This is a genomic window from Bradyrhizobium sp. BR13661 (assembly GCF_029892425.1).
Taxonomy (GTDB): Bacteria; Pseudomonadota; Alphaproteobacteria; order Rhizobiales; family Xanthobacteraceae; genus Bradyrhizobium.
On sequence record NZ_JARXWB010000034.1, the window covers coordinates 24,186 to 46,311 of the forward strand.

Genomic DNA, 22,126 nt, shown 5'->3' on the forward strand with positions numbered 1-22,126 from the left:
GCATGCATCCGGCGGTCAGCAACGGGAGTTACGACGTCCATCGGGTCCGGCAGGACTTTCCGATCCTGGCGATGCAGGTGCACGGTAAGCCGCTGGTGTACCTCGACAATGCCGCCTCCGCGCAGAAGCCGCGGGCAGTTCTGGACCGGTTGACCGAGGCCTACACAAGCGAATATGCCAACGTGCATCGCGGCCTGCACTATCTCGCCAATGCTGCGACGGAGGCCTATGAGGGGGCGCGCGACAAGGTCGCAAAATTCCTCAATGCGGAGCGGCGCGAAGAGATCGTGTTCACCCGCGGTGCCACGGAGGCGATCAATCTCGTGGCGCAGACGTTCGGCCGGGAGCGGATCGGCGAAGGCGACGAGATCGTGCTCTCGATCATGGAGCACCACGCCAACATCGTGCCCTGGCATTTTCTCCGCGAACGAAACGGCGCGGTGATCAAATGGGCTCCGGTCGACGACGAGGGTAATTTCCTGATCGACGAGTTCGAGAAGCTCCTGACTAAAAAGACCAAACTGGTCGCGATCACTCAGATGTCGAACGTGCTTGGCAGCGTGGTTCCGGTCAAGGAGGTCGTCCGTCTGGCGCATGCACAGGGGATTCCCGTCCTCGTCGACGGCTCGCAAGCGGCCGTCCACATGGATGTCGATGTCCGCGATATCGACTGCGATTTCTATGTCGTGACTGGACACAAACTGTACGGGCCGACCGGAATCGGCGCCCTCTATGGCAAATACGAGCATCTTGCGGTCATGCCGCCCTTCAACGGCGGCGGCGAGATGATCCGCGAAGTCTCGCGCGATGCCGTCACCTATGGCGAGCCGCCGCACCGTTTCGAGGCCGGAACGCCGCCGATCGTGCAGGCGATCGGCTTTGGCGCGGCCATCGACTACGTCCAATCCATCGGCAAGGAGCGGATCCGCAGACATGAGAGCACCCTGTTGGCCTATGCCCAGGAACGGCTGCACGGAATCAACTCCCTGCGGATTGTCGGGACGGCCGCCGACAAGGGAGCGCTCGTATCGTTCGAGATGAAGAACGCCCACGCTCATGATTTCGCAACCGTGATCGACCGTGCCGGCGTCGCGGTACGTGCCGGCACGCATTGTGCGATGCCGTTGCTCGAACGCTTCGGCGTAACCGCGACCTGCCGCGCCTCGTTCGCACTTTACAACACGATGGAGGAGGTCGACTCGCTGGCCGAGGCTTTGCTCAAGGCTCAGGAGCTATTCTCATGAGGAAAAAGGACGCCGCCGAGTCGCTTTCCAACAGGCCACGGGCTGTAGCCCGTATTGTCTGCAACGCCCAAAGGCGACGGACGGTGCGAAACATGGAACGGCGCGTCACGGGCGAATTTTCGGCTGGCGAGCCGGTCCGCGCGGTGGCCCTCATCAGGAACGATGGCATGTATCCGCACAAGGATATCGGCGAGCCGCTCGTACATCCGGGCGATGCCGGCATCGTGCGCGAGAGCTGGCGCTTTCTCGGTGAGGTCTACTACACGGTCGAGTTCGTGGCTCAATCCGTGTTCGTGATCATGCGGGGCCGTGAGATGATGCGGACGGGAACTGCGTTCGACGCGGCCTGATACTACACGGCTTCAGCGAGCGCCGCCGTCGCATCCGCGCGCATCCGGGTTACCATCGAGCGGAAGCCGTTCGAGCGCTGCGGCGTGAGATGCTCGCCCAGCCCGAGTCGGTCGAACAGGGCGAGCGGATCTTCGCTGACGATCTCCGTGGCGGGTCGGCCCGACAAAGCCGCAATCAGGATCGCAACCAGGCCGCGGACGATGTGAGCGTCGCTGTCGCCGGCAAAGCTGACCAGCGGTCGTCCGTCCCGGTGCTCGATGGTGGTGGCGAGCCAGACCTGGCTGACGCAGCCCGGCACCTTGTTGGCGTCGGTCCGTTGGCCTTCCGGAAGCGGCGCCAGCTTGCGGCCGAGCTCGATCACATAGCGATATCGATCGTCCCACTCATCGAGGAGGGCGAAATTCTCAATGATGTCGTCGATCGGCGTGGGTAAGGAAGAGGTCACGTGTGCTCTCCGAATTGGAAGTGATCAGCTCTGGTCCGACTGCGAGCGCAGCTGCGACTTGGCTGCCGGTTACCAGAACACCTCAGGACGGTGGTCGCACTGTATCGGCCATATCCATCAAGCAAGCTCCATACCGCCCGGCGGATTGAAGTCCCGGCGCAATAAAAATCACCGACGACGGCGGGTTGGTGGGGTTCGCATTGTTTTGTTTCGAACAGCTGTCCGTGCGACCTCATGTCGACATGACGCGATGTCGGGTTTGCAACAATGCCGAGTCCTCACGCTATCTATCTCCAATAGCTTCGCTTTTTCTGCTCGATGAGCGCTGGCACACTCGTTGCAAAAGTCCTCGTGCAAGGCGACCTCGCGTACAGACCTCGCGAGAGCGGCGCGCCGATTGAGGGCAATCGGCCGAAGGAGAGCAGACTGACTTTACCGAGACAGGCCGTCGCGTTGCGAGGCCTGTCGATCGTCTACCAGGCGCTTCGGAGGAAGCGTCGGCCCCTGTTACGAGGACAACCGAAGGATATTCGCATGAGCCTAGCAACCACCCAGAGCGTCGCCGAGATCAAGGCGCGCAACAAGCAATTGATCGACGAGGTCTTGAAGGTCTATCCGGAGAAGACCGCTAAGCGCCGTGCCAAACATCTCAATGTGCATGACGCCGGCAAGTCCGATTGCGGCGTCAAGTCGAACTTGAAGTCGATCCCTGGCGTGATGACCATTCGCGGCTGCGCCTATGCCGGTTCGAAGGGCGTGGTGTGGGGCCCGATCAAGGACATGATCCACATCAGCCACGGTCCGGTTGGCTGCGGACAGTATTCCTGGGCCGCGCGGCGCAACTACTACATCGGAACGACCGGCATCGACACCTTCGTCACGATGCAATTCACCTCCGACTTCCAGGAAAAGGACATCGTGTTCGGCGGCGACAAGAAGCTCGCCAAGATCATCGACGAGATCCAGGAGCTGTTCCCGCTCAATCACGGCATCACCATCCAGTCGGAATGCCCGATTGGCCTGATCGGCGACGACATCGAAGCCGTCTCGAAGGTGAAGTCCAAAGAGTATGACGGCAAGACCATCGTTCCGGTGCGCTGCGAAGGGTTCCGCGGCGTCTCGCAGTCGCTCGGCCATCATATCGCCAACGACGCGGTGCGCGACTGGATCTTCGACAAGATCAGCCCGGAAGCCAAGCCGGCGTTCGAGTCGACGCCCTACGACGTCGCGATTATCGGCGACTACAACATCGGCGGTGACGCCTGGTCGTCGCGCATCCTGCTGGAGGAGATGGGCCTGCGCGTGATCGCGCAATGGTCCGGCGACGGTAGCCTCGCCGAGCTCGAGGCGACGCCAAAGGCGAAGCTCAACGTGCTGCACTGCTATCGCTCGATGAATTACATCTCCCGCCATATGGAAGAGAAATTCGGTATCCCGTGGTGCGAGTACAATTTCTTCGGCCCCTCGAAGATCGCGGAGTCGCTGCGCAAGATCGCGAGCTTCTTCGACGACAAGATCAAGGAAGGCGCCGAGCGCGTCATCGCCAAATACCAGCCGCTGATGGATGCGGTGATCGCGAAGTACCGGCCGCGCCTGGAAGGCAAGACGGTGATGCTCTTCGTCGGCGGCCTGCGTCCCCGCCACGTGATCGGCGCCTACGAGGACCTCGGCATGGAGGTGGTCGGCACCGGCTACGAGTTCGGCCACAACGACGACTATCAGCGCACCGCCCAGCACTACGTCAAGGACGGCACGCTCATCTACGACGATGTCACCGGTTACGAGTTCGAGCGCTTCGTCGAGAAGATCCAGCCCGATCTGGTCGGCTCCGGCATCAAGGAGAAGTACGTCTTCCAGAAGATGGGCGTGCCGTTCCGGCAGATGCACTCCTGGGATTATTCCGGTCCCTATCACGGCTATGACGGGTTCGCGATTTTCGCCCGCGACATGGACATGGCGATCAACTCCCCAATCTGGAAGAAGACCAAGGCACCCTGGAAGGATGCCCCGCGGCCGAGCCTGATGGCGGCTGAATAACAGAGGCGACGTCCGGCTCTTCCCGATCCCCGGGAAGAGCCGAGAGACGGGCGATCGAACACGAGATCCAACGAAGGTGCCACGATGACACAGAATGCCGAACACGTGCTCGATCATTTCGAGCTTTTTCGCGGTCCGGAATACCAGCAGATGCTGGCCAACAAGAAGACCCTGTTCGAAAATCCACACGATCCGGCGGACGTCGAACGAATCCGCGAATGGGCCAAGACGCCCGAGTATCGCGAGAAGAATTTTGCTCGCGAGGCCCTGACCGTCAATCCGGCCAAGGCCTGCCAGCCTCTCGGCGCTGTGTTCGTGGCCGTCGGCTTCGAGGGCACGTTGCCCTTCGTGCATGGCTCGCAGGGCTGCGTCGCTTACTACCGCAGCCATCTGTCGCGCCATTTCAAGGAGCCGAGCTCCTGCGTCTCCTCGTCGATGACGGAAGACGCTGCCGTGTTCGGCGGTCTGAACAACATGATCGACGGGCTCGCCAACACCTACAACATGTACAAGCCGAAGATGATCGCCGTCTCCACGACTTGCATGGCGGAGGTGATCGGCGACGACCTCAACGCCTTCATCAAGACCGCGAAAGAGAAGGGCTCGGTTCCGGCCGAGTATGACGTTCCCTTCGCTCATACGCCGGCCTTCGTGGGCAGCCACGTGACCGGGTACGACAACGCGCTCAAGGGCATTCTCGACCACTTCTGGGACGGCAAGGCCGGTACTGCGCCGAAACTCGAGCGCAAGGAGAACGGCAAGATCAACTTCATCGGCGGCTTCGACGGGTACACTGTCGGTAACATCCGCGAGATCAAGCGCATCTTTGAGCTGATGGGGATCGAGTATACGATCCTCGCGGACAACAGCGACGTGTTCGACACGCCGACTGACGGCGAGTTCCGTATGTACGACGGCGGTACCACGCTGGAAGACGCCGCGAACGCGATCCATGCCAAGGCGACCATCTCCATGCAGCAATATTGCACGGAGAAGACGCTGCCCTTCATCGCGAACCACGGTCAGGAAGTCGCGGCCTTCAACCACCCGGTCGGCGTCAGCGCCACCGACGACTTCCTGATGACGCTCTCGCGCATCAGCGGTAAGCCGATCGCGAAGGCGCTGGAGCAGGAGCGCGGCCGTCTCGTCGACGCCATGGCCGACTCCAGCGCGCATATCCACGGCAAGAAGTTCGCGATCTACGGCGATCCGGACCTCTGCTACGGCCTCGCGGCCTTCCTGCTAGAGCTCGGCGCCGAGCCGACCCACGTGCTCTCCACCAACGGCAACAAGGCCTGGGCGGAGAAGATGCAGGCGCTGTTCGATAGCTCGCCGTTCGGCAGGAACTGCCACGCCTATGCGGGCAAGGACCTCTGGCACATGCGCTCGCTGCTGTTCACCGAGCCGGTCGACTTCCTGATCGGCAACACCTACGGCAAGTATCTGGAGCGGGACACCGGCACGCCGCTGATCCGCATCGGCTTCCCGGTGTTCGATCGCCATCATCACCACCGCTATCCGGTGTGGGGCTATCAGGGCGGCATGAACGTTCTGGTCAAGATCCTCGACAAGATCTTCGACGAGATCGACAAGAACACCAACGTTCCCGCCAAGACCGACTACAGCTTCGACATCATTCGTTGATGCGGAAGCGACTGCCGCCGCCTGACACGGCGGCGGCAGACGACCAGTCTAGCCAGAGCGATCGAGACTGCGGGGCGACGAGCTCGCGCAGCGGGTCAGGGAATAGGAGAGACGAATGAGCTCGCTGTCGGCCACCATCCAGGACGTTTTCAACGAGCCAGGTTGCGGCAAGAACGCCAACAAGAGCGAGGCCGAGCGCAAGAAGGGCTGCACCAAGCAGCTGCAGCCGGGCGGCGCTGCCGGCGGTTGTGCCTTCGACGGCGCCAAGATCGCGCTGCAGCCCTTCACCGACGTCGCTCATCTCGTCCATGGCCCGATCGCCTGCGAGGGCAACTCCTGGGACAATCGCGGCTCAGCTTCCTCCGGGTCTGATCTCTGGCGGCGGAGCTTCACCACCGACATGAACGAGACCGACATCGTGTTCGGCGGCGAGAAGCGGCTCTACAAGGCGATCAAGGAAGTCATCGAGAAGTACGATCCGCCAGCGATCTTCGTCTACCAGACCTGCGTTCCCGCCATGATCGGCGACGACATCAACGCGGTCTGCAAGGCAGCCGCGACCAAGTTCGGCAAGCCGGTCATCCCCGTCAATTCGCCGGGTTTCGTCGGTCCGAAGAACCTCGGCAACAAGCTCGCCGGCGAGGCTCTGCTCGAGCATGTGATCGGCACCGAAGAACCCGACTACACCACGCCTTACGACATCAATATCATCGGCGAATACAATCTCTCCGGCGAATTCTGGCAGATCAAGCCGATCCTGGACGAGCTCGGCATCCGCATCCTCTCCTGCATCTCCGGCGACGGCAAATACCGCGAGCTCGCCTATTCGCATCGGGCCAAGGCCGCGATGATGGTGTGCTCCAAGGCGATGATCAACGTCGCCCGCAAGATGGAGGAACGCTATGGCATCCCGTTCTTCGAGGGCTCGTTCTACGGCATCCAGGATTCCAGCGACTCGCTGCGCGAGATCGCACGCATGCTGATCGAGCGCGGGGCGCCTGCGGAGCTGATGGAGCGGACCGAGGCCGTGATCGCGCGCGAGGAGGCCAAGGCCTGGGCTGCGATCGAGCGCTTCAAGCCGCGCTTCAAGGACAAGAAGGTGCTGCTGATCACCGGCGGCGTGAAATCGTGGTCCGTGGTCGCCGCGCTCCAGGAGGCCGGCCTCGAGATCGTCGGCACCTCCGTCAAGAAGTCCACCAAGGAGGACAAGGAACGGATCAAGGAGCTGATGGGCCAGGACGCCCATATGATCGAGGATATGACGCCGCGCGAGATGTACAAGATGCTGAAAGACGCGCGCGCCGACATCATGCTCTCCGGCGGCAAATCGCAATTCGTCGCGCTGAAGGCGGCGATGCCGTGGCTCGACATCAACCAGGAGCGTTGCCACGGCTACATGGGCTACATCGGCATGGTCAAGCTGATGGAGGAGATCGACAAGGCACTCTACAACCCGATGTGGGCGCAGCTTCGCCGCCCGGCACCTTGGGATGATACCGGCATCAACTGGCAGACCAAGGCGATGGCGCAGATGGACGCGCAGGCCGCGGAAATCGCCGCCGATCCGGTCCGCGCCGAGGAGACCCGGAGGGCCAAGAAGATCTGTTTCTGCAAGACGGTTGATCTCGGCAGCATCGAGGATGCCATCGCCGAGCACGCTCTCTCTACGGTCGACGGCATCAAGGAGCACACCAATGCGTCCGGCGGCTGCGGCGCCTGCAAGGGACGGATCGAGGACATCCTCGCCGCGCAGCCGGCGCCGGTGCTCCAGGCGGCGGAGTAGGGCGCAGCCGATGGCCATCGTCACCACTTCCAAGAAGGCCTGCTCGGTCAATCCGCTCAAGATGAGCCAGCCGATCGGCGGCTCCTTCGCCTTCATGGGCCTGCGGGGCGCGATGCCGCTGCTGCATGGCTCGCAGGGCTGCACCTCGTTCGGCCTGACGCTGTTCGTGCGACATTTCAAGGAAGCCGTGCCGATGCAGACCACCGCGATGAGCGAGGTCGCCACCGTGCTCGGCGGCTACGAGAATGTCGAGCAGGCGATCCTCAACATCTACAATCGCACCAAGCCCGAGATCATCGGCATCAACTCGACCGGCGTCACCGAGACCAAGGGCGATGACGTCGAGGGCTTCATTCGCCTGATCCGGCAGAAGCATCCGCAGCTCGAGAAATTCCCGCTGGTCTACGTCTCGACGCCCGATTTCAAGGATGCCTTCCAGGATGGGTGGGAGAAGACCGTCGCGCGCATGGTGGAGGTGCTGGTCGATCCGGTCGAGCCCGGAACTGCACGCGATCCGGCCAGGGTCAATGTGCTACCGGGCTGCCATCTCACGCCCGGCGATCTCGACGAGTTGCGGGCGATCCTGAACGATTTCGGGCTCAAGCCGTCATTCCTTCCTGATCTCGCCGGGTCCCTCGATGGCCACATCCCGGACGAGTTCACGCCGACCACAATCGGTGGCATCGGTGTGGACGAAATCGCCACCATGGGGCAGGCGGCCTGGACCATCGCGATCGGCGCGCAGATGAAGCGCGCGGCCGAGGCCATGCAGGAGAGAACCGGCGTGCCGTTCCGCATGTTCGAGCGGCTCTGCGGGCTCGTCCCCAATGACGAGTTCATCGCCTTCCTGAGCGAGATCAGCGGCCGGCCCGTGCCGTTGAAGTACCGCCGGCAGCGCGGCCAGCTCGCGGACGCGATGCTGGATGCGCATTTTCACATCGGCGGGCGAAGGCTCGCGATTGGCGCCGAGCCGGATCTGCTGTTCGATCTCTCCAGCATGCTGCACGAGATGGGTGCCGAGGTCGCCGTCGCCGTGACCACGACGGCCTCGCCCGTGCTCGAGTGCGTCAGGACGCAGGAGGTCCTGATCGGCGACCTCGAGGACCTCGAAGAGCGCGCCAAGGCACGCGAGTGCGATCTCCTGATCACCCATTCGCACGGTCGCCAAGCGGCCTCGCGCCTGAAGATCCCGTTCTACCGCGCGGGCTTCCCGATGTTCGACCGCCTTGGCGCCGGACATCAGCTGTCGGTCGGCTACCGCGGCACACGCGATCTGATCTTCGACCTCGCCAACCTCGTTATCGGTGACCGCGAGGTCAACCACCAGCCGACGCCCGATACCTGGCGGACCACTGACAGCGGCCTCCAGGTCGTCCCGCCGCAACTGCACTGATGAAAGAAGAGGGACCAGATCGATGAAAGTCGCCTTTGCCACCCAGGACCTGAAGCGCGTCGATGCGCATTTCGGCTGGGCCAAGAACATCGCCATCTACGACGTCAATCCGGAGGGCCATCGCTTCGTCGAGGCCATCCAATTCGACGGCGACCTCAAGGAGGACGGCAACGAGGACAAGCTCGCGCCGAAGATCGAGGCGATCAAGGATTGCACGATCCTCTATGTCGCCGCGATCGGCGGCTCTGGCGCGGCCCGCGTCGTGGCCAACAACATCCACCCGATGAAGGTGACACAGCCCGAGGCGATCGACGATCTCTGCGTCAAGCTCGAGGACGTGCTGAAGGGCTCGCCGCCACCCTGGCTGCGCAAGGTGCTGGCGAAGGATCAGGAACGCAACTTTGATTTGGAAGACTGAGGGGAATCATCATGGTCGAAGCGGCTGAACTCGTTCAACCGGACGCAGCGGCTGGTGCGCCGTTCGTCAAGGAACTCGTCAGTGTCTGGCGGGCTCAGGACACCCACGGTGCCTGGGAAGGCAAGAAGGATCTCGAGCTGCTCGAGCCCTACATCCTCGACAAGGAAAAGCGGCGCGCCTTGCCGATCGTTGGCGATCCGGACCCGGACACGATCTGGCGGATGGAGCTGTTCTTCAACGCGGTCGCGCTGTCGGTCGAGAAGGCGACCGGCGTGATGATCTCCCCGATGCTGAAGATGCATCATGAGGGCTTTGGCCGCATGGTCCTGATCGGCGGCCGCCTCATCGTCGTCAACAAGCAGCTGCGCGACGTGCACCGCTACGGCTTCGACAATCTCGGCAAGCTCGCGGCCGAGGGCGACAAATACGTCGCCGGCGCGGTCGAGATGATCCGCAAATTTCCCGACGTCGCGAATTATTGAGGTTGAGCATGAGCGATCTTGAAACGCTGAAGGCCGAGATCAAGAAATTGTCGGCCAAGGCCATCCAGTCCAAGATGGACCTCCACGATCTTTCGGAGGAGCTGCCGATCAACTGGACCTCCATTCTGAGCGTGGCCCAGAAGGCCTATGACGCCTTCGCCGAGCTCGAGCGCAAGCGCGAAGATCTCAAGACTCTGGAAAAGGCATAGCCGGATCCCAACCATGTCCTACGCAACCCGCGACGGCCGCGATTGGAAGCCGGACTATCTGGTGTCGATCGATCCCAAGAAGTGCATCGGTTGCGGCCGCTGCTACAAGGTCTGCGGTCGCGAGGTCATGACGCTGAAGGGGATCAACGAGGACGGCGAGATGATCGACCTCGATGACGACGATGACGAGGTCGAGAAGAAGGTCATGGTGATGAACGACGACGGCGCGTGCATCGGCTGTGGGGCCTGTGCGCGGGTTTGCCCGACCAACTGCCAGACTCACGCCCCTGCAGCGGCCTGAGCGCTATTCCGGACTCGCGCATGAGCAAGACCCAGTTCGCCAAGTATAATATTGGCCAGGTGATCCGTCACAGGCTCTACGAGATGCGCGGCGTGATCTTTGACGTCGAAACATCGTTCGCCGGCATGGATGGCGAGCCGCCAACGAACGGGTTCGCAACCGGCCTGGTCTATCGGCTGTTTGCCGAAGACGATGAAATTCCCTATGTGGCAAGCATCGCGGAGCATGATTTGGAGCCGGATGATTCCGGCTTGCCAGTGAGGCATCCCGGCATCGGAGCCCTGTTCGAGGCCGATGATGAGGGGAGCTATCGCCGGCGCCGGCAACTGATCAATTGACGCGCGAACACCGCGCAGTCGTCTCACTCTATTCCCTGCTCACGTGCCTTCATCATCGCGGCGATGCGGAACCGCTCGTGAATGGCGATGGGATTGGCGAGCATGTCGGCTTCGGCTCGCTTGAATGCGGCGATGACGATCTCTGCTTCCGCCTGCGTCAGGGGGACGCGACCAGCCATGTGAGTTGCCTCCGGCGCCGCCGAGAAGATCGCGCGCCGATAGGGATGATCCTTCACCTCGATCAGCTCATTGGCTTCGAGCTTGCCACCCAGCGTGATTGCGAGCCCGACCACTTCGAGTTTGCGGCCGTCGCGTGTGGTCTTGACCAGTATTGCCATCACGGCACCATCGGCATGGCAAAGCCCGGTCGGGGATGGGCGTCGTAATAGTCGGGCCGCTCCGGCCAGCCGCCTTCGGCGATGAACTTGAACGCGGTGATCTTCACCGGGGCGCCTTGGGAGCAGGACACTTCCGCGAACTTGAGCTCGCGCGGGCCGGGCCCGGCGGAGAAATCGGCCACCACGGTGCCGTCGGCCTTGCAGGCACGGGCAAAGCCGGGCGTGCCGACACTGCTTGCGGGGACCGGATTGGCCGCAAAATTCGCGCCGGCCGCATCTCCGCCGAAAGCGGGACTTGCGAACTTGAAGGTGGCGAGCACGCCGCTGCGATCGACCGGACGATCGGCGGTGATCGGGCGCGCGACCGAGTAGACGGTCAGCGTACCACCATCGAGCAGCGCCTTGATCTCGTCTTCCGAGCACGCGGCGAATTCAGACGCAACGTTCATGTCGTTCTCCATGCCAAAGGGCCTGACTGAACAACATCAATTTCCATGCCATCTTGCGCCCGCGCATCACGCCCCAGCGAGGTCAAATAGAACGAATATGGGCACCGCCAGTGTCCTCATGCGGCGCCGCGTCGGGGCAATCCGACAACGAGGGACATACCTGTCGGATTTCGTACAAGGAAAAAGGCAATTCGCTGCACTGCGCCTAGCGCGATTCTTGCAACGCTTGCGAGGACATTTCGACCGCGAATGAGGACGGCATGGACCAGAATACCGCCTATGCGATCTGCGCCTTCAACGACATTCCGAGCCAGCGGGCGATTGGCTTTCAGCTGATGATCATCGGAGAGGACGGCGCGCCGCGCCCGTGGCCGATCGTCATCGTGCGTTGGGGCAAGCAGGTGTTCGGCTATCTCAACCGGTGCCCGCACGACGGCGTGAATCTGGACTGGGAGCGCAACCAATTCCTGGACGGCAACGGCACCCGGCTGCTGTGCGGCAAGCACGGCGCCACTTTCGAACTTGGCACCGGCCGTTGCGTGGATGGCCCATGCAAGGGTGAGAGCCTGACGCCGATCGCGCTCGCCGTGCTCGACGGTGATATCTGCGTGACCGGCGTGACGCTGGTCGAGGACGACGAGACGGCCTGCGAGGAAGAGGTCTGACGCCGATACGTCAGACCGGACGGTTCTCGTTACGGTTCTTAACAGGCTCCATCTTTGCGACGCCGTCCTCGTAGGAGATGTCGGTGTAGGAGCCGTCGAGTTCTCTGGCGGCGTCGAGCAGATAGTCCAGTTTGCCGGCGGTATCGAGCTTCTTGATGTCGTTCTTGTCGACGCCGGCGAGATCCATCATCTCCTTCCAGACCGTGGATTCGTCGCAGGGCAGCACGCGGAACTCGATGTCGCCGATCCTGGTGCGGTATTTTGCCAGAAAGTCGATGTTGTTGCAGAACATGAAGTAGCTGCCCTTGGGGCTCAAGGCGCCGTCCAGCACCTTGGCGACATCGGCGAGATAGGCGAAGGAATGGATGTAACCTGCGAGCACCGGGATGGTCGCTTCGCCCTCCTGCGCCACGGTGAGGACCTGCTCGATCGAATAATCCGGCGGGCGCTTCTCGTCTGCCACCTGGGCCTGGAATTTCAGCGCGATGTCGCCGCGAAAGCCGAAGCGCCCCGGCTTGGTGGTGTCGCCCTTGAGCACCGCATTCAGGAGCCGACCCTCCTGGTCCAGGCGGCCAAGGGCGGTGTTGTCGATCGACGTCATCAATCTCTCCTCGTGACATTTGCTGCGCCATAACCGACCGGCGCGAAAGTCTCGATCGTTCTTGTGCAAGGAGTTTGCCATCTGCTCCGAGATGTGCCCGGGGATCGAATTTCTCGGGAAACCGGACCGCTTTGCGCGGCCGCTGCGCACTGCCCGGTATCGCGTTGCCATTTCTGTGTCCCGGCGCCGCCAAGCGGCGTGTCGCAAATCCGACAAGCGTCGCAAACATAACAGAAGCATGCTTCGCGAAAACGAAGGTGTTTCAGTAACATACGCTCTGGCACGGGACTTGCGATCCCTCTTCGCGACAGACCCAGACAGCGAGGGCGAGCGATGATCAACCTGACGGACAGCGCGGTGAATGCAGTGAAGACCGCTATCTCCTCCGCGGCGCAGCCGGCGAGCGGCTTGCGCATCATGGTCGAGACCGGCGGCTGCGCCGGCTTCAAATACATGATGGGTCTCGCCGATGAGGCCAAGCCCGACGACACCGTGATCGAACGCGGCGGCGTGAAGGTATTCGTCGACAATGCGAGCCACGAACATCTCAGCGGCACCACGATCGATTTCGTCGTCGCGCTCGAAGGCTCCGGCTTCACCTTCGACAATCCCAATGCGAAGTCGAGCTGCTCCTGCGGCAAGTCTTTCAGCTGAGCCGTCCCCGTCGATCTGCAAGAAAGAGATCATGAAAATGCTCGTTGAATCCGAACATCTGAAGCAGGCGCCGGTCGCCGAACCCAGCGATCGCGAACGCATCATTCGCGCCGTGCTTGACGAGGTCCGTCCCAATCTCAAGCGCGACGGCGGCGATTGCGAGCTGCTTGAGATCGACGGCAACAAGATCATGGTCAGGCTCACCGGGGCCTGCGTGTTCTGCAAGCTCGCCAGCGCGACGCTGGAAGGAATTCAGGCCCGCCTGATCGAGCGGCTCGGCGAGTTCGTCCGCCTGATCCCCGTTGCCGGAGCAGCAAAGCCTCGTCACTGAACAGCTTCGACGTTGGGAGAGGGATTCCGTGCGGCCGATCTACCTCGACAACAATGCGACGACCCGCACGGATTCCTCCGTCGTCGCGGCGATGCTGCCGTTCTTCACGGACCAGTTCGGCAATGCGTCTTCGGCGCATGCATTCGGCAGTGACGTCGCCGAGGCGGTGAGGGAGGCGCGGCGCAGTGTTCAGGGCCTGATCGGCGCAGCGTTCGATCACGAGATCATCTTCACCTCGGGCGGCACCGAATCCGATAACGCGGCGATCCTGTCGGCGCTTGCCGTGCAGGACGGGCGCGACGAGATCGTCACCACAGCCGTTGAACACCCTGCCGTGCTTTCGCTGGTCGAGGATCTCGCGCGTCGCGGCATCAGGAGCCATCTCATCCCCGTCGACAGGCGCGGACGGCTCGACATCGAGGCCTATCGGCGTGCGCTCGGTCCGCGCACCGCGATCGCCTCCGTGATGTGGGCCAACAACGAGACTGGCACCCTGTTTCCTGTCGAGTTCCTGGCGAAGATGGCCCGTTCGGCCGGCGCGGTGTTTCACACCGACGCCGTGCAGGCGGTGGGACGGATTCCGATCGATCTGAATGCAACCGAGATCGACATGCTCTCGTTGTCCGGCCACAAATTGCATGGACCCAAGGGAATCGGCGCGCTTTACGTGCGCAAGGGAACAAAATTCAAGCCGCTGATCCTGGGCGGTCCGCAGGAGCGTCGCCGCCGGGCCGGCACCGAAAACGTTCCTGGTATCGTCGGTCTCGGCAAGGCGGCCGAAATTGCAGCGGCGCAACTGCAGCAGGAGCAAGCCGGGATCGCCGAGCTGCGTGACCGGATGGAGCGGGGAATCCTGCAACTCGGCCATTGTATGGTGCTGGGGGACGTCAAGAGCCGGCTGCCGAATACGTCGAATATCGCCTTCGAGCACGTCGAAGGCGAGGCGATCATCCACCACCTGAACCGCGCGGGCATTGCCGCCTCGCTCGGATCGGCTTGTGCCTCCGGATCGATGGAGCCTTCGCACGTGCTGCGCGCGATGAACGTACCGCCGCAGTCGCTGCGCGGCGCGATTCGGTTCTCACTGTCACGCGAAACGACGGTCGACGAAATCGACCGCGTTCTGCACGAACTGCCGGACATCCTATCGAAACTGAGAGCATTGTCTCCTTCGTGGCTCGAGTGCGCGAGCGGCACCTCTCTGACCGAGGAACTCAGCTCATGAAAGTCATGATTCGCCGATCGCCGGAGACTGGCCTGTCCATCTACGTGCCGAAGAAGGATCTCGAGGAGCCGATCGTCGAATCCGAGCATGAGACGCTGTGGGGCGGCTGGATCAAGATCGCCAATGGCTGGGTGCTCGACTTGCCGCAGATGGCCGCCGACACCAACCTGCCGATCACCATCAACGCCAAGAAGCGTGGCGGAGAGGGAGACGAGTGATGAATGCGCCTGTCCCGCAGATCGATTTCGCCGCTCCGGCCGATGCTGAAGCCATCCTCGGCGACGTCGTCGCGCGGCTGCGCGGCGGCAACGTCATCCCTTATCTCGGGCCCGGCGTGGTCGAGCTTGGCGAGCCGGCGGTGCCAATGAATCCGGAAGCGCTGGCGGCCTTTTTCGGGACGAGGGTCGCATTGCCGCGACGTGCCCGCGGCAATGCATGGGCCTCGGCCCAGCATATCGAGAGCACCAGGCATCGCGCCACGGTCACTGCGCTGATGACGGACGCATTTGCCGCCCCGGTCGCGCCGACCGCGCTACATCGCTATCTTGCCACGCTGCCGCTGCCTTTGATCGTCGACAGCTGGTACGACGGCGCAATGCGAAGCGCGCTGGTGGGGCGCAGCGACTGGGGCGAGATTCAGGGAATCACCCGCGCCGGCATCGGCGAGGACCGCTGGTTCCGGTTCTACGATGCTGCGGGCCAGGAGGTCGATCGTACGCAAGCCAAGACGTGGACGACGATCCTCTACAAGCCACACGGCAGCGTCGCGCCCGCAAAGAATTTCCTGATCTCCGACGCCGACTATGTCGAGGTCCTCACCGAGATCGACATCCAGACGCCGATCCCGGACGAGGTCAAGGAGCGACGCATGGGGCGCAGCTTCCTGTTCCTCGGCTGCCGTTTCAACGATCAGCTCTTGCGGACCTATGCAAGGCAGCTGTCGAAGCGTTCGGCCGACACGCACTATGCCGTGGTCGAACCGGACACGCTATCGAAGAACGAGCTGCGCTTCCTGGTGAGCCAGGGCCTGACCCCACTTGCCATTCCGCTGGCGCGCGCGATCGAGATCGTTCTCGCAGGCTAACTTCCGTCGAAATTGCTGACCTGCCCCGCCGCCGCGCTGCGTTCGCGCGGCGGAGCGCGTCGATGCCAGTTGTCGACGATGTCGCGTCTGTCACTTTTCCAACATGCGTTGGCAAACCGACATTCTCCAACGCGGACGCTAACTCCTTGACGTACGTCAAGAAAGCCGCGTTGCCCGGCGGTGGCATGCAGGTTGCTAATACCTTTCTAGAACGACTCTTAGGACGCTTCTCGAAATCAGAGCCCGCAAATCCGTTCGGCTTGCAAGGAGAACTGAGCAAATGGACGTTTCAGCGCAACACGACGCCAGCAGCACCGGTCCCGTCGCCGACGTCGGCGAGATCATGCAAGCCATCGCCGATCACAAGGGCTGCGGCACCAGTGGTGGCAGCGGCAAGGCAAGCTGCGGATCGCAGGCAGGCCAGGGCGATCTGCCGACCGAGATCTGGGAGAAGGTGAAGAACCATCCCTGCTACAGCGAGGAGGCGCACCATCATTATGCGCGCATGCATGTTGCTGTCGCGCCTGCCTGCAACATTCAGTGCAACTACTGCAATCGCAAATACGACTGCGCCAATGAATCGCGCCCCGGCGTCGTCAGCGAGAAGCTGACGCCGGAGCAGGCCGCCAAGAAGGTGCTCGCGGTCGCCTCCACCATTCCCCAGATGACCGTGCTCGGCATCGCCGGTCCCGGCGATCCGCTGGCCAATCCGGAAAAGACCTTCAAGACCTTCGAGCTGATCTACAATACCGCACCCGACATCAAGCTGTGCCTGTCGACCAACGGCCTCATGCTGCCGGACCACGTCGACACCATTGCGAAGTACAATGTCGACCACGTCACCATCACCATCAACATGGTCGATCCCGAGATCGGCGCGCAGATCTATCCCTGGATCTTCTACAAGCACAAGCGCTACACCGGCTACGAGGCCGCCAAGATCCTGACCGATCGCCAGCTGCAGGGCCTGGAAATGCTGACCGAGCGCGGCATTCTCTGCAAGGTCAACTCGGTGATGATCCCTGGGATCAACGACCAGCACTTGGTCGAGGTCAACAGGGCGGTGAAGTCGCGCGGTGCCTTCCTGCACAACATCATGCCGCTGATCTCCGCGCCCGAGCACGGCACTGTGTTCGGCCTGAACGGCCAGCGCGGTCCGAGCGCGCAGGAGCTGAAAGCGCTGCAGGATTCCTGCGAAGGCGAGATGAACATGATGCGGCATTGCCGCCAGTGCCGCGCCGACGCGGTCGGCCTGCTCGGCGAAGATCGCAGCGCCGAGTTCACCACCGACAAGATCATGGCGATGGAGGTGAAATACGACGCCGATACCCGCAAGGCCTACCAGGCCAAGGTCGAGGAGGAGCGTGTCGCCAAGGTCGCCGCCAAGCAGGAGGAGCTCAACGAGCTCGCAGGCCTTTCCAGCGACATCAAGGTCTTGGCCGCGGTCGCGACCAAGGGCTCCGGCCTGATCAACGAACATTTCGGCCACGCCAAGGAGTTTCAGGTCTACGAACTCTCCACGGCAGGCGCCAAATTTGTCGGCCATCGCCGCGTCGACCTCTACTGCCAGGGCGGTTACGGCGAGGAAGACAGTCTCGAGACCATCATCCGCGCCATCAACGACTGCCATGCGGTGTTCGTGGCCAAGATCGGCGGCTGCCCGAAGGGCGATTTGATCAAGGCCGGGATCGAGCCGGTCGATCAATACGCCCACGAATTCATCGAGAAGTCGGCGATCGCCTGGTTCAAGGCCTATCTCGACAAGGTCAACAGCGGCGAGATCGAGCACGCGGAGCGCGGCGATGCCGCCATCCGCCAGGGCGCGCTGATTTCGGCGGCGTGAGGAGAGACCGATGCCATTCAAGATCATCGCCTCGCAGTGCACGAGCTGCTCGGCCTGCGAGCCGGAATGCCCGAACGTCGCAATCCGCGAGAAGGGCGGGACGTTCGTGATCGATCCGAAGAAATGTACCGAGTGCCTTGGTCATTTCGACGAGCCGCAATGCGTGGCGGTGTGCCCGGTCGACAACACCTGCGTGATCGATACGTCGCTGCCGCGCTACCAGGCACCAGCTTGAGGGGAACGACATGAACTTTACGATCACACCGGCGGCGCAGAAATTCATGCGCATGATGCTTCGGGTCGACGGCGGCGCGGGGAGCGGCTTTCGCCTCGCCGTCAGCCCGGGCGGCTGCTCGGGTCTTGCGGCGGACATCCACGTGCTGGCTGCGCCGCAGGCCGGCGATGCCGTGGTCGAGCGGGACGGCGTCAAGTTGTTCCTGCCGGCCGAAAGCCGGCTGCTGCTCGACGGCGTCACCATCGATTTCGCGGATACGGCAACCCAGACCGGGCTCGTGTTCCACGATCCGAAGCAGGTCTCCTGCGGCCACCATTGAACAGGCGACAATGATGCCGGAGCCGTTCGTCAGCCCGCAGGTCGAGATCAACGAGGCGCTCGTCACCAGCGCCTTGCTCGGCCGCGGACTGCCGAGCGAGGCGGAACATCATCTGTGGGAGGCGGGGCTCTCCTATCACCTGGACGACATCGCAGAAGGTCATCTGCGCGAAGCCGAGGCGCTGGCGCCCGGCCATGCGGCCGTGCTGATCGGCCTCTATCGCTTCTACTTCTACAAGGGCCGTCTGGCCGAGGCGCTCGATGTCGCCCGTCGCTGTCTGCTCAAGGCGGGCGAAGAGAACAACTTTTCTACCGATTGGCGCTGTGTGCGGGCCGGCGATGCCGAGTTCGGCCGCTATGAGAATATCCTGCCGCGCTTCTTCCTGTTCTCGCTGAAGGGCTACGCCTATCTGCAGATGCGCCTTGGCGAGACCGATGAGGGGCGGCTGGCGGTCGAGAAGCTGCTGGAGCTCGATCCCACCGACAAGATCGGCGCCAGGGTGCTGCTCGGCGTGCTCGAGCGGATGGGGCAGGACGATGACTGACGACATCGACGAAGTCCTCGACTGGCAGGGACAGGAGGTCGATTGCGCCTCTTGCGCCCATCTGGCGCTCAACGGCGCCGGCGGCTGCCGGATCGGGCACGCTTGCGTCAACGATCGCTATGCGCGCCGCATCGACCGCTTCTTCAACTGGAATCCGGGCCTTGCCGACGGCTATCTCGCTCACCCGCATTTTGAGGTACGCGCAATCGCCGCAAAGTTCGCCAATCTGTTTCTGCTCCCTCCGCTGCTCGGCGATGCCGACGAAACCGTGCGCTGGAACGCCGTCCGCCGCCTGCCCAGGCGCTATGCCCTGCGACTGCGCAAGGACCCGCATCGCGAAGTCAGGATGCGCGTTGCAACCCTGATAGACAACGACGATCTGGTGCCGATGGCGTCTGACGAGGATTACTATGTCCGCCTCGTCGTCGCGCGCAGGCTCGCCCCTTTGCTGCTCGGCCGGATGATCGAGGATCAGGAGGCGGAGGTGCGCCGCGTCGTGGCTCGCCGCATTCCCGACGAATGGCTGCTCGGCATGATCAACGATCGCGATGCTGCCGTGCGGCTCGAGATCGCGCAGCGGCTGTCGCCGGAGCTCCTGGCCCTGATGCGCCGCGACCCGGACTGGCGCATCCGCTACGAGGTCGCGAGCCGCGCCGCGGCCGGCGAGCTCATGGGACTGGTCGAGGACCAGGACGGACTGGTACGCGAGGTGGCGCGATCCCGGGTCGCCGTTCGACTGGAACGAGAAACGGGAGCGTCTGTATGAGCAACATCGTCCGCGATAGCGATGTCGTCGAGCTGACGGCCCCGCCGTTCTTCTCGTTCGGGGAGAAGGTGCGGGCCAAGCGCACCATCCGCAACGATGGCACCTATGCCGGCAAGGAGATCGGCGACATCCTCGCCAAGAAGGGCGAGGTTGGTTACGTCGTCTCGATCGGCACCTTCCTTCAGCAATTCTACATCTATGGCGTCGAATTCCTCGAAAGCGGCAACCGCGTCGGGATGAAGCGCAAGGAGCTCGATCCCATCACTCCGCGGGATGTGCTCGAGGACATTCCGCTGCCGGAGGCTGCATCATGATGATCGAACCGAAATTGCCGAAGTACCAATGGGGCCAGCGCGTGAAGGCGGCGGTCGACCTTCTCAACGACGGCTCGTTTCCCGATGCGCCTGCCGAGGGTCTCCTCGTCGCTGTCGGCGGCACCGGCGAGATCGTCCAGGTCGGTCGGCATACGGACGCCAATCTGCCGATCTATCTCGTCGAATTCGGCGAGCGGCTGGTGGTCGGCTGCCTCGAAGAAGAAATCAGTCCGCTGTAGGAGCGCCGCGATGAATGCCGCCGTCCTCCGACAGCCAGCCGTGCGTTTGCCGGCGCATCCCAACGAGCTCGATCGCAAGCGGATCGAGCGCGCCCTGGGATCGCGCAAGCGTTATCGCTACGTCTCGCCGGTCGTCACGGGCGTGACCGGCGGCTATCTCGTCGAGAGCCCCTGCTGCTCGCGCAACATCGACTCCGAGGGCGGCGTGATCGACGTCGCATTGCTGCACCACGATGCTGCGAGTGCAAGCTGGAAGCTGTTTCGCAAGGATCACGAGACCGGTGTCTGGGAGCTCCACGGCGTGCATCAGCGGCTGTCGTCGGTGACGGAGATCCTGAACGCGGATCCCGAGCGCGTGTTCTGGCAATGATGGGAGACGGGAACATGCCACTGGCGGAAATCGAACTGGCTGAGATCGAGCGGATGCTGGCCTCGCCCGACGCGCCACCGCACGCCTATCTCGAGTTGCGGCAGAAATTCCCGCATCTCTCTTGGGTCCGCTGCGACGCCTCCGACGTGACGGAGACGCCGTACCGCCGTTTTGCAGCCTTCGACCTGCACCTGCTCGACAGCGCGGATCATTGCGTGCAGATCACGGATGATCCGACGCGCGCAACCGGCATCGTGTTGGCAAAGCGGGCGACGGGATCATGACGGAGCCCGCTCTCGCCTATGACGACCTGCCGGAAACCGGCGAAATCCCGGTCGAGACCGGCCACGACTTCATTCCGATGTCCGACCCGGACGTCACTCTGGCAGAGATCGGGGCAGTCGAGGCCGTGCTGCGCTCGCCGCGGGTTTCCAGCGGTCTGATCGCAGAGGCGTTCGAGGCAGCCTTTGCCGCTTATGTCGGTCGAGCCTATGCGATCGCAGTGCCGAGCGGCACGATCGGCCTCATGCTTGCGCTGAAGGCATATGGCATCGGTCCCGGTGACGAGGTCATCGCTTCGTCCTATTCGTTCCGGGAAACGGCGCATGCGATCAGTCTCGCCGGCGCACGGCCTGTCTTTGCCGACATCGACTATTGGTCGGGCACGCTGGCGCCGCAGAAGGTCGAAGAGCGCATCACACCCAGCACGCGTGCCATCCTCGCGGCCAACACCAACGGCCACCCGGCGCCCTTTTCCGAGCTGCGCGACATCGCGTCCCGGCACGGCGTTCTCCTGCTGGAGGACTCCACCGAGGCGATCGGCTCGCGCTACAAGGACAGGCTGGTCGGCAGTTTTGGCGATGCGGCCGTATTCGACTTCGCGCAGCCGTCACTCCTGACCTGCGGCGAAGGCGGCATGGTCGTGACCGACGATATCGACCTTGCCGTAACCTTGCGACGCCATCGCTCGCACCGGCTGAGCGAGCGGTCGTCCGTCGTCGTCGGCTCGGTGGCATCATACCAGATCGGAATCAGCGATCTTGCGGCCGCGCTCGGGCTGGCCCAGCTCAAGCGCATCGATGAGATCATCGAGCGTCGCCGGCTGGTCGAGCAGCTCTATGCGACACATGTGCAGTCGTTCGAGGGCATCAAGCCGCCCTATATCGGCCCGGACGTCACCGAAGTTAACTGGTTTCTCTATCTGGTGCATCTTGGCACGCGCTTCACCCGCTCCAGCCGTGACGCCATCGCCGAGGATCTCCGGGTCGAGCAGGTCGAAGCGGTGGCCTACAGCCATCCGCTGCACCTGCAGCGGCACTATTTCGATCTCGGCTATCGACGCGGCGATCTTCTTGTGACCGAGAAGATCGCCGATCGCGCCGTCGCGCTACCGTTCCATACGCATCTTACGGACAGCCAGATCGAATTCATCGTCGAGACCATGAAGGACGCCTCGATCAACGTCGGCGCAGGCGCGGCGATCTATTGAACAACGGATCCGTAC

General features: G+C 62.8%; 31 protein-coding genes. 27 read left to right on the forward strand and 4 right to left on the reverse strand.

Features of this window, described 5'->3' with window-relative positions:
* Positions 1 to 2: 2 nt before the first annotated feature.
* Entirely contained in the window at positions 3 to 1,244 is a 1,242-nt protein-coding gene (locus tag M2427_RS35540) for a cysteine desulfurase (protein WP_280711464.1), read from the forward strand.
* Between the two features lie 92 nt (positions 1,245 to 1,336).
* Positions 1,337 to 1,594 carry a nitrogen fixation protein NifZ gene (locus tag M2427_RS35545; protein ID WP_280711465.1) on the forward strand — a complete coding sequence of 86 codons (258 nt, stop codon included), beginning with the start codon at positions 1,337 to 1,339 and terminating at the stop codon, positions 1,592 to 1,594.
* Between the two features lie 2 nt (positions 1,595 to 1,596).
* Here M2427_RS35545 and M2427_RS35550 read toward each other — a convergent pair whose 3' ends face one another.
* Positions 1,597 to 2,040, reverse strand: a complete 444-nt coding sequence (locus M2427_RS35550; RefSeq protein WP_280711466.1) for a SufE family protein — start codon at positions 2,038 to 2,040, stop codon at positions 1,597 to 1,599.
* Positions 2,041 to 2,574: 534 nt separating this feature from the next.
* On the opposite strand from M2427_RS35550, the gene nifD reads away from it, so the two are divergent.
* The 9 genes from nifD to hspQ all read left to right on the forward strand — a co-directional run bounded on the left by nifD (position 2,575) and on the right by hspQ (position 10,645).
* Positions 2,575 to 4,077: a nitrogenase molybdenum-iron protein alpha chain gene (gene nifD / locus M2427_RS35555; protein WP_280711467.1), complete on the forward strand. Its 1,503-nt coding sequence runs from the start codon at positions 2,575 to 2,577 to the stop codon at positions 4,075 to 4,077.
* Between the two features lie 84 nt (positions 4,078 to 4,161).
* The gene (gene nifK / locus M2427_RS35560; RefSeq protein ID WP_280711468.1) at positions 4,162 to 5,721 is read left to right on the forward strand and encodes a nitrogenase molybdenum-iron protein subunit beta; all 1,560 of its coding nucleotides are present in this window, start codon (positions 4,162 to 4,164) and stop codon (positions 5,719 to 5,721) included.
* A 115-nt stretch (positions 5,722 to 5,836) separates the two neighbouring features.
* Positions 5,837 to 7,504 carry a nitrogenase iron-molybdenum cofactor biosynthesis protein NifE gene (gene nifE / locus M2427_RS35565; protein WP_280711469.1) on the forward strand — a complete coding sequence of 556 codons (1,668 nt, stop codon included), beginning with the start codon at positions 5,837 to 5,839 and terminating at the stop codon, positions 7,502 to 7,504.
* Positions 7,505 to 7,514: 10 nt separating this feature from the next.
* Positions 7,515 to 8,897: a nitrogenase iron-molybdenum cofactor biosynthesis protein NifN gene (gene nifN, locus M2427_RS35570; RefSeq protein ID WP_280711470.1), complete on the forward strand. Its 1,383-nt coding sequence runs from the start codon at positions 7,515 to 7,517 to the stop codon at positions 8,895 to 8,897.
* Between the two features lie 22 nt (positions 8,898 to 8,919).
* Positions 8,920 to 9,315, forward strand: coding sequence for a nitrogen fixation protein NifX (nifX, locus tag M2427_RS35575; protein ID WP_280711471.1), 396 nt, complete (start codon positions 8,920 to 8,922; stop codon positions 9,313 to 9,315).
* Positions 9,316 to 9,326: 11 nt separating this feature from the next.
* Complete coding sequence (locus tag M2427_RS35580; protein WP_280711472.1) at positions 9,327 to 9,797, forward strand: NifX-associated nitrogen fixation protein; 471 nt, start codon at positions 9,327 to 9,329, stop codon at positions 9,795 to 9,797.
* 8 nt (positions 9,798 to 9,805) lie between these two features.
* Positions 9,806 to 10,006, forward strand: a complete 201-nt coding sequence (locus tag M2427_RS35585) for a CCE_0567 family metalloprotein (RefSeq protein WP_280711473.1) — start codon at positions 9,806 to 9,808, stop codon at positions 10,004 to 10,006.
* Between the two features lie 13 nt (positions 10,007 to 10,019).
* Entirely contained in the window at positions 10,020 to 10,307 is a 288-nt protein-coding gene (gene fdxB, locus M2427_RS35590; RefSeq protein WP_130364784.1) for a ferredoxin III, nif-specific, read from the forward strand.
* Positions 10,308 to 10,327: 20 nt separating this feature from the next.
* The gene (gene hspQ, locus M2427_RS35595; RefSeq protein WP_280711474.1) at positions 10,328 to 10,645 is read left to right on the forward strand and encodes a heat shock protein HspQ; all 318 of its coding nucleotides are present in this window, start codon (positions 10,328 to 10,330) and stop codon (positions 10,643 to 10,645) included.
* 23 nt (positions 10,646 to 10,668) lie between these two features.
* Here the strand turns inward: hspQ and M2427_RS35600 are convergent, their stop codons facing one another.
* Positions 10,669 to 10,986: a hypothetical protein gene (locus tag M2427_RS35600; RefSeq protein WP_280711475.1), complete on the reverse strand. Its 318-nt coding sequence runs from the start codon at positions 10,984 to 10,986 to the stop codon at positions 10,669 to 10,671.
* Positions 10,983 to 11,432 (reverse strand): hypothetical protein, encoded by a 450-nt coding sequence (locus tag M2427_RS35605; RefSeq protein WP_280711476.1) that lies wholly within the window; start codon positions 11,430 to 11,432, stop codon positions 10,983 to 10,985. Before M2427_RS35605 ends, M2427_RS35600 begins: the two co-directional genes overlap by 4 nt.
* Positions 11,433 to 11,692: 260 nt before the next feature.
* Between M2427_RS35605 and M2427_RS35610 the strand changes: the two genes are divergently transcribed.
* The gene (locus tag M2427_RS35610) at positions 11,693 to 12,097 is read left to right on the forward strand and encodes a Rieske 2Fe-2S domain-containing protein (RefSeq protein ID WP_280711477.1); all 405 of its coding nucleotides are present in this window, start codon (positions 11,693 to 11,695) and stop codon (positions 12,095 to 12,097) included.
* A 10-nt stretch (positions 12,098 to 12,107) separates the two neighbouring features.
* On the opposite strand, the gene M2427_RS35615 is transcribed toward M2427_RS35610, so the two are convergent.
* The gene (locus M2427_RS35615; RefSeq protein ID WP_280711478.1) at positions 12,108 to 12,698 is read right to left on the reverse strand and encodes a hypothetical protein; all 591 of its coding nucleotides are present in this window, start codon (positions 12,696 to 12,698) and stop codon (positions 12,108 to 12,110) included.
* Between the two features lie 333 nt (positions 12,699 to 13,031).
* On the opposite strand from M2427_RS35615, the gene M2427_RS35620 reads away from it, so the two are divergent.
* From M2427_RS35620 to M2427_RS35690, 15 genes are all read left to right on the forward strand, one after another.
* A complete protein-coding gene (locus tag M2427_RS35620; protein WP_280711479.1) occupies positions 13,032 to 13,352 on the forward strand; it encodes an iron-sulfur cluster assembly accessory protein in 321 nt (106 codons plus the stop codon).
* A 37-nt stretch (positions 13,353 to 13,389) separates the two neighbouring features.
* A complete protein-coding gene (locus tag M2427_RS35625) occupies positions 13,390 to 13,683 on the forward strand; it encodes a NifU family protein (protein ID WP_280711536.1) in 294 nt (97 codons plus the stop codon).
* Positions 13,684 to 13,711: 28 nt separating this feature from the next.
* Positions 13,712 to 14,908, forward strand: coding sequence for a cysteine desulfurase NifS (gene nifS, locus M2427_RS35630; protein WP_280711480.1), 1,197 nt, complete (start codon positions 13,712 to 13,714; stop codon positions 14,906 to 14,908).
* Entirely contained in the window at positions 14,905 to 15,126 is a 222-nt protein-coding gene (nifT, locus tag M2427_RS35635) for a putative nitrogen fixation protein NifT (RefSeq protein ID WP_100178678.1), read from the forward strand. Before nifS ends, nifT begins: the two co-directional genes overlap by 4 nt.
* Positions 15,126 to 15,992, forward strand: a complete 867-nt coding sequence (locus tag M2427_RS35640) for an SIR2 family protein (RefSeq protein WP_280711481.1) — start codon at positions 15,126 to 15,128, stop codon at positions 15,990 to 15,992. The genes nifT and M2427_RS35640 overlap by 1 nt, the downstream gene beginning before the upstream one ends.
* 280 nt (positions 15,993 to 16,272) lie before the next feature.
* Positions 16,273 to 17,835: a nitrogenase cofactor biosynthesis protein NifB gene (nifB, locus tag M2427_RS35645; RefSeq protein ID WP_280711482.1), complete on the forward strand. Its 1,563-nt coding sequence runs from the start codon at positions 16,273 to 16,275 to the stop codon at positions 17,833 to 17,835.
* A 10-nt stretch (positions 17,836 to 17,845) separates the two neighbouring features.
* Complete coding sequence (locus tag M2427_RS35650) at positions 17,846 to 18,070, forward strand: 4Fe-4S binding protein (RefSeq protein ID WP_025037807.1); 225 nt, start codon at positions 17,846 to 17,848, stop codon at positions 18,068 to 18,070.
* Between the two features lie 10 nt (positions 18,071 to 18,080).
* Positions 18,081 to 18,389: an iron-sulfur cluster assembly accessory protein gene (locus M2427_RS35655; RefSeq protein WP_280711483.1), complete on the forward strand. Its 309-nt coding sequence runs from the start codon at positions 18,081 to 18,083 to the stop codon at positions 18,387 to 18,389.
* 13 nt (positions 18,390 to 18,402) lie between these two features.
* Complete coding sequence (locus M2427_RS35660) at positions 18,403 to 18,933, forward strand: hypothetical protein (RefSeq protein ID WP_280711484.1); 531 nt, start codon at positions 18,403 to 18,405, stop codon at positions 18,931 to 18,933.
* A complete protein-coding gene (locus M2427_RS35665) occupies positions 18,926 to 19,699 on the forward strand; it encodes a 4Fe4S-binding leucine-rich repeat protein (protein WP_280711485.1) in 774 nt (257 codons plus the stop codon). Before M2427_RS35660 ends, M2427_RS35665 begins: the two co-directional genes overlap by 8 nt.
* Entirely contained in the window at positions 19,696 to 20,013 is a 318-nt protein-coding gene (locus tag M2427_RS35670; protein WP_280711486.1) for a nitrogen fixation protein NifZ, read from the forward strand. Before M2427_RS35665 ends, M2427_RS35670 begins: the two co-directional genes overlap by 4 nt.
* On the forward strand, positions 20,013 to 20,252 hold the full coding sequence (locus M2427_RS35675; RefSeq protein WP_280711537.1) for a nitrogen fixation protein NifZ: 240 nt from the start codon (positions 20,013 to 20,015) through the stop codon (positions 20,250 to 20,252). The genes M2427_RS35670 and M2427_RS35675 overlap by 1 nt, the downstream gene beginning before the upstream one ends.
* 10 nt (positions 20,253 to 20,262) lie before the next feature.
* Positions 20,263 to 20,622: a hypothetical protein gene (locus M2427_RS35680; RefSeq protein WP_280711487.1), complete on the forward strand. Its 360-nt coding sequence runs from the start codon at positions 20,263 to 20,265 to the stop codon at positions 20,620 to 20,622.
* 14 nt (positions 20,623 to 20,636) lie between these two features.
* On the forward strand, positions 20,637 to 20,906 hold the full coding sequence (locus tag M2427_RS35685) for a hypothetical protein (protein ID WP_280711488.1): 270 nt from the start codon (positions 20,637 to 20,639) through the stop codon (positions 20,904 to 20,906).
* Positions 20,903 to 22,111 carry a DegT/DnrJ/EryC1/StrS family aminotransferase gene (locus M2427_RS35690; RefSeq protein ID WP_280711489.1) on the forward strand — a complete coding sequence of 403 codons (1,209 nt, stop codon included), beginning with the start codon at positions 20,903 to 20,905 and terminating at the stop codon, positions 22,109 to 22,111. The genes M2427_RS35685 and M2427_RS35690 overlap by 4 nt, the downstream gene beginning before the upstream one ends.
* The last annotated feature ends 15 nt before the right edge of the window (positions 22,112 to 22,126 follow it).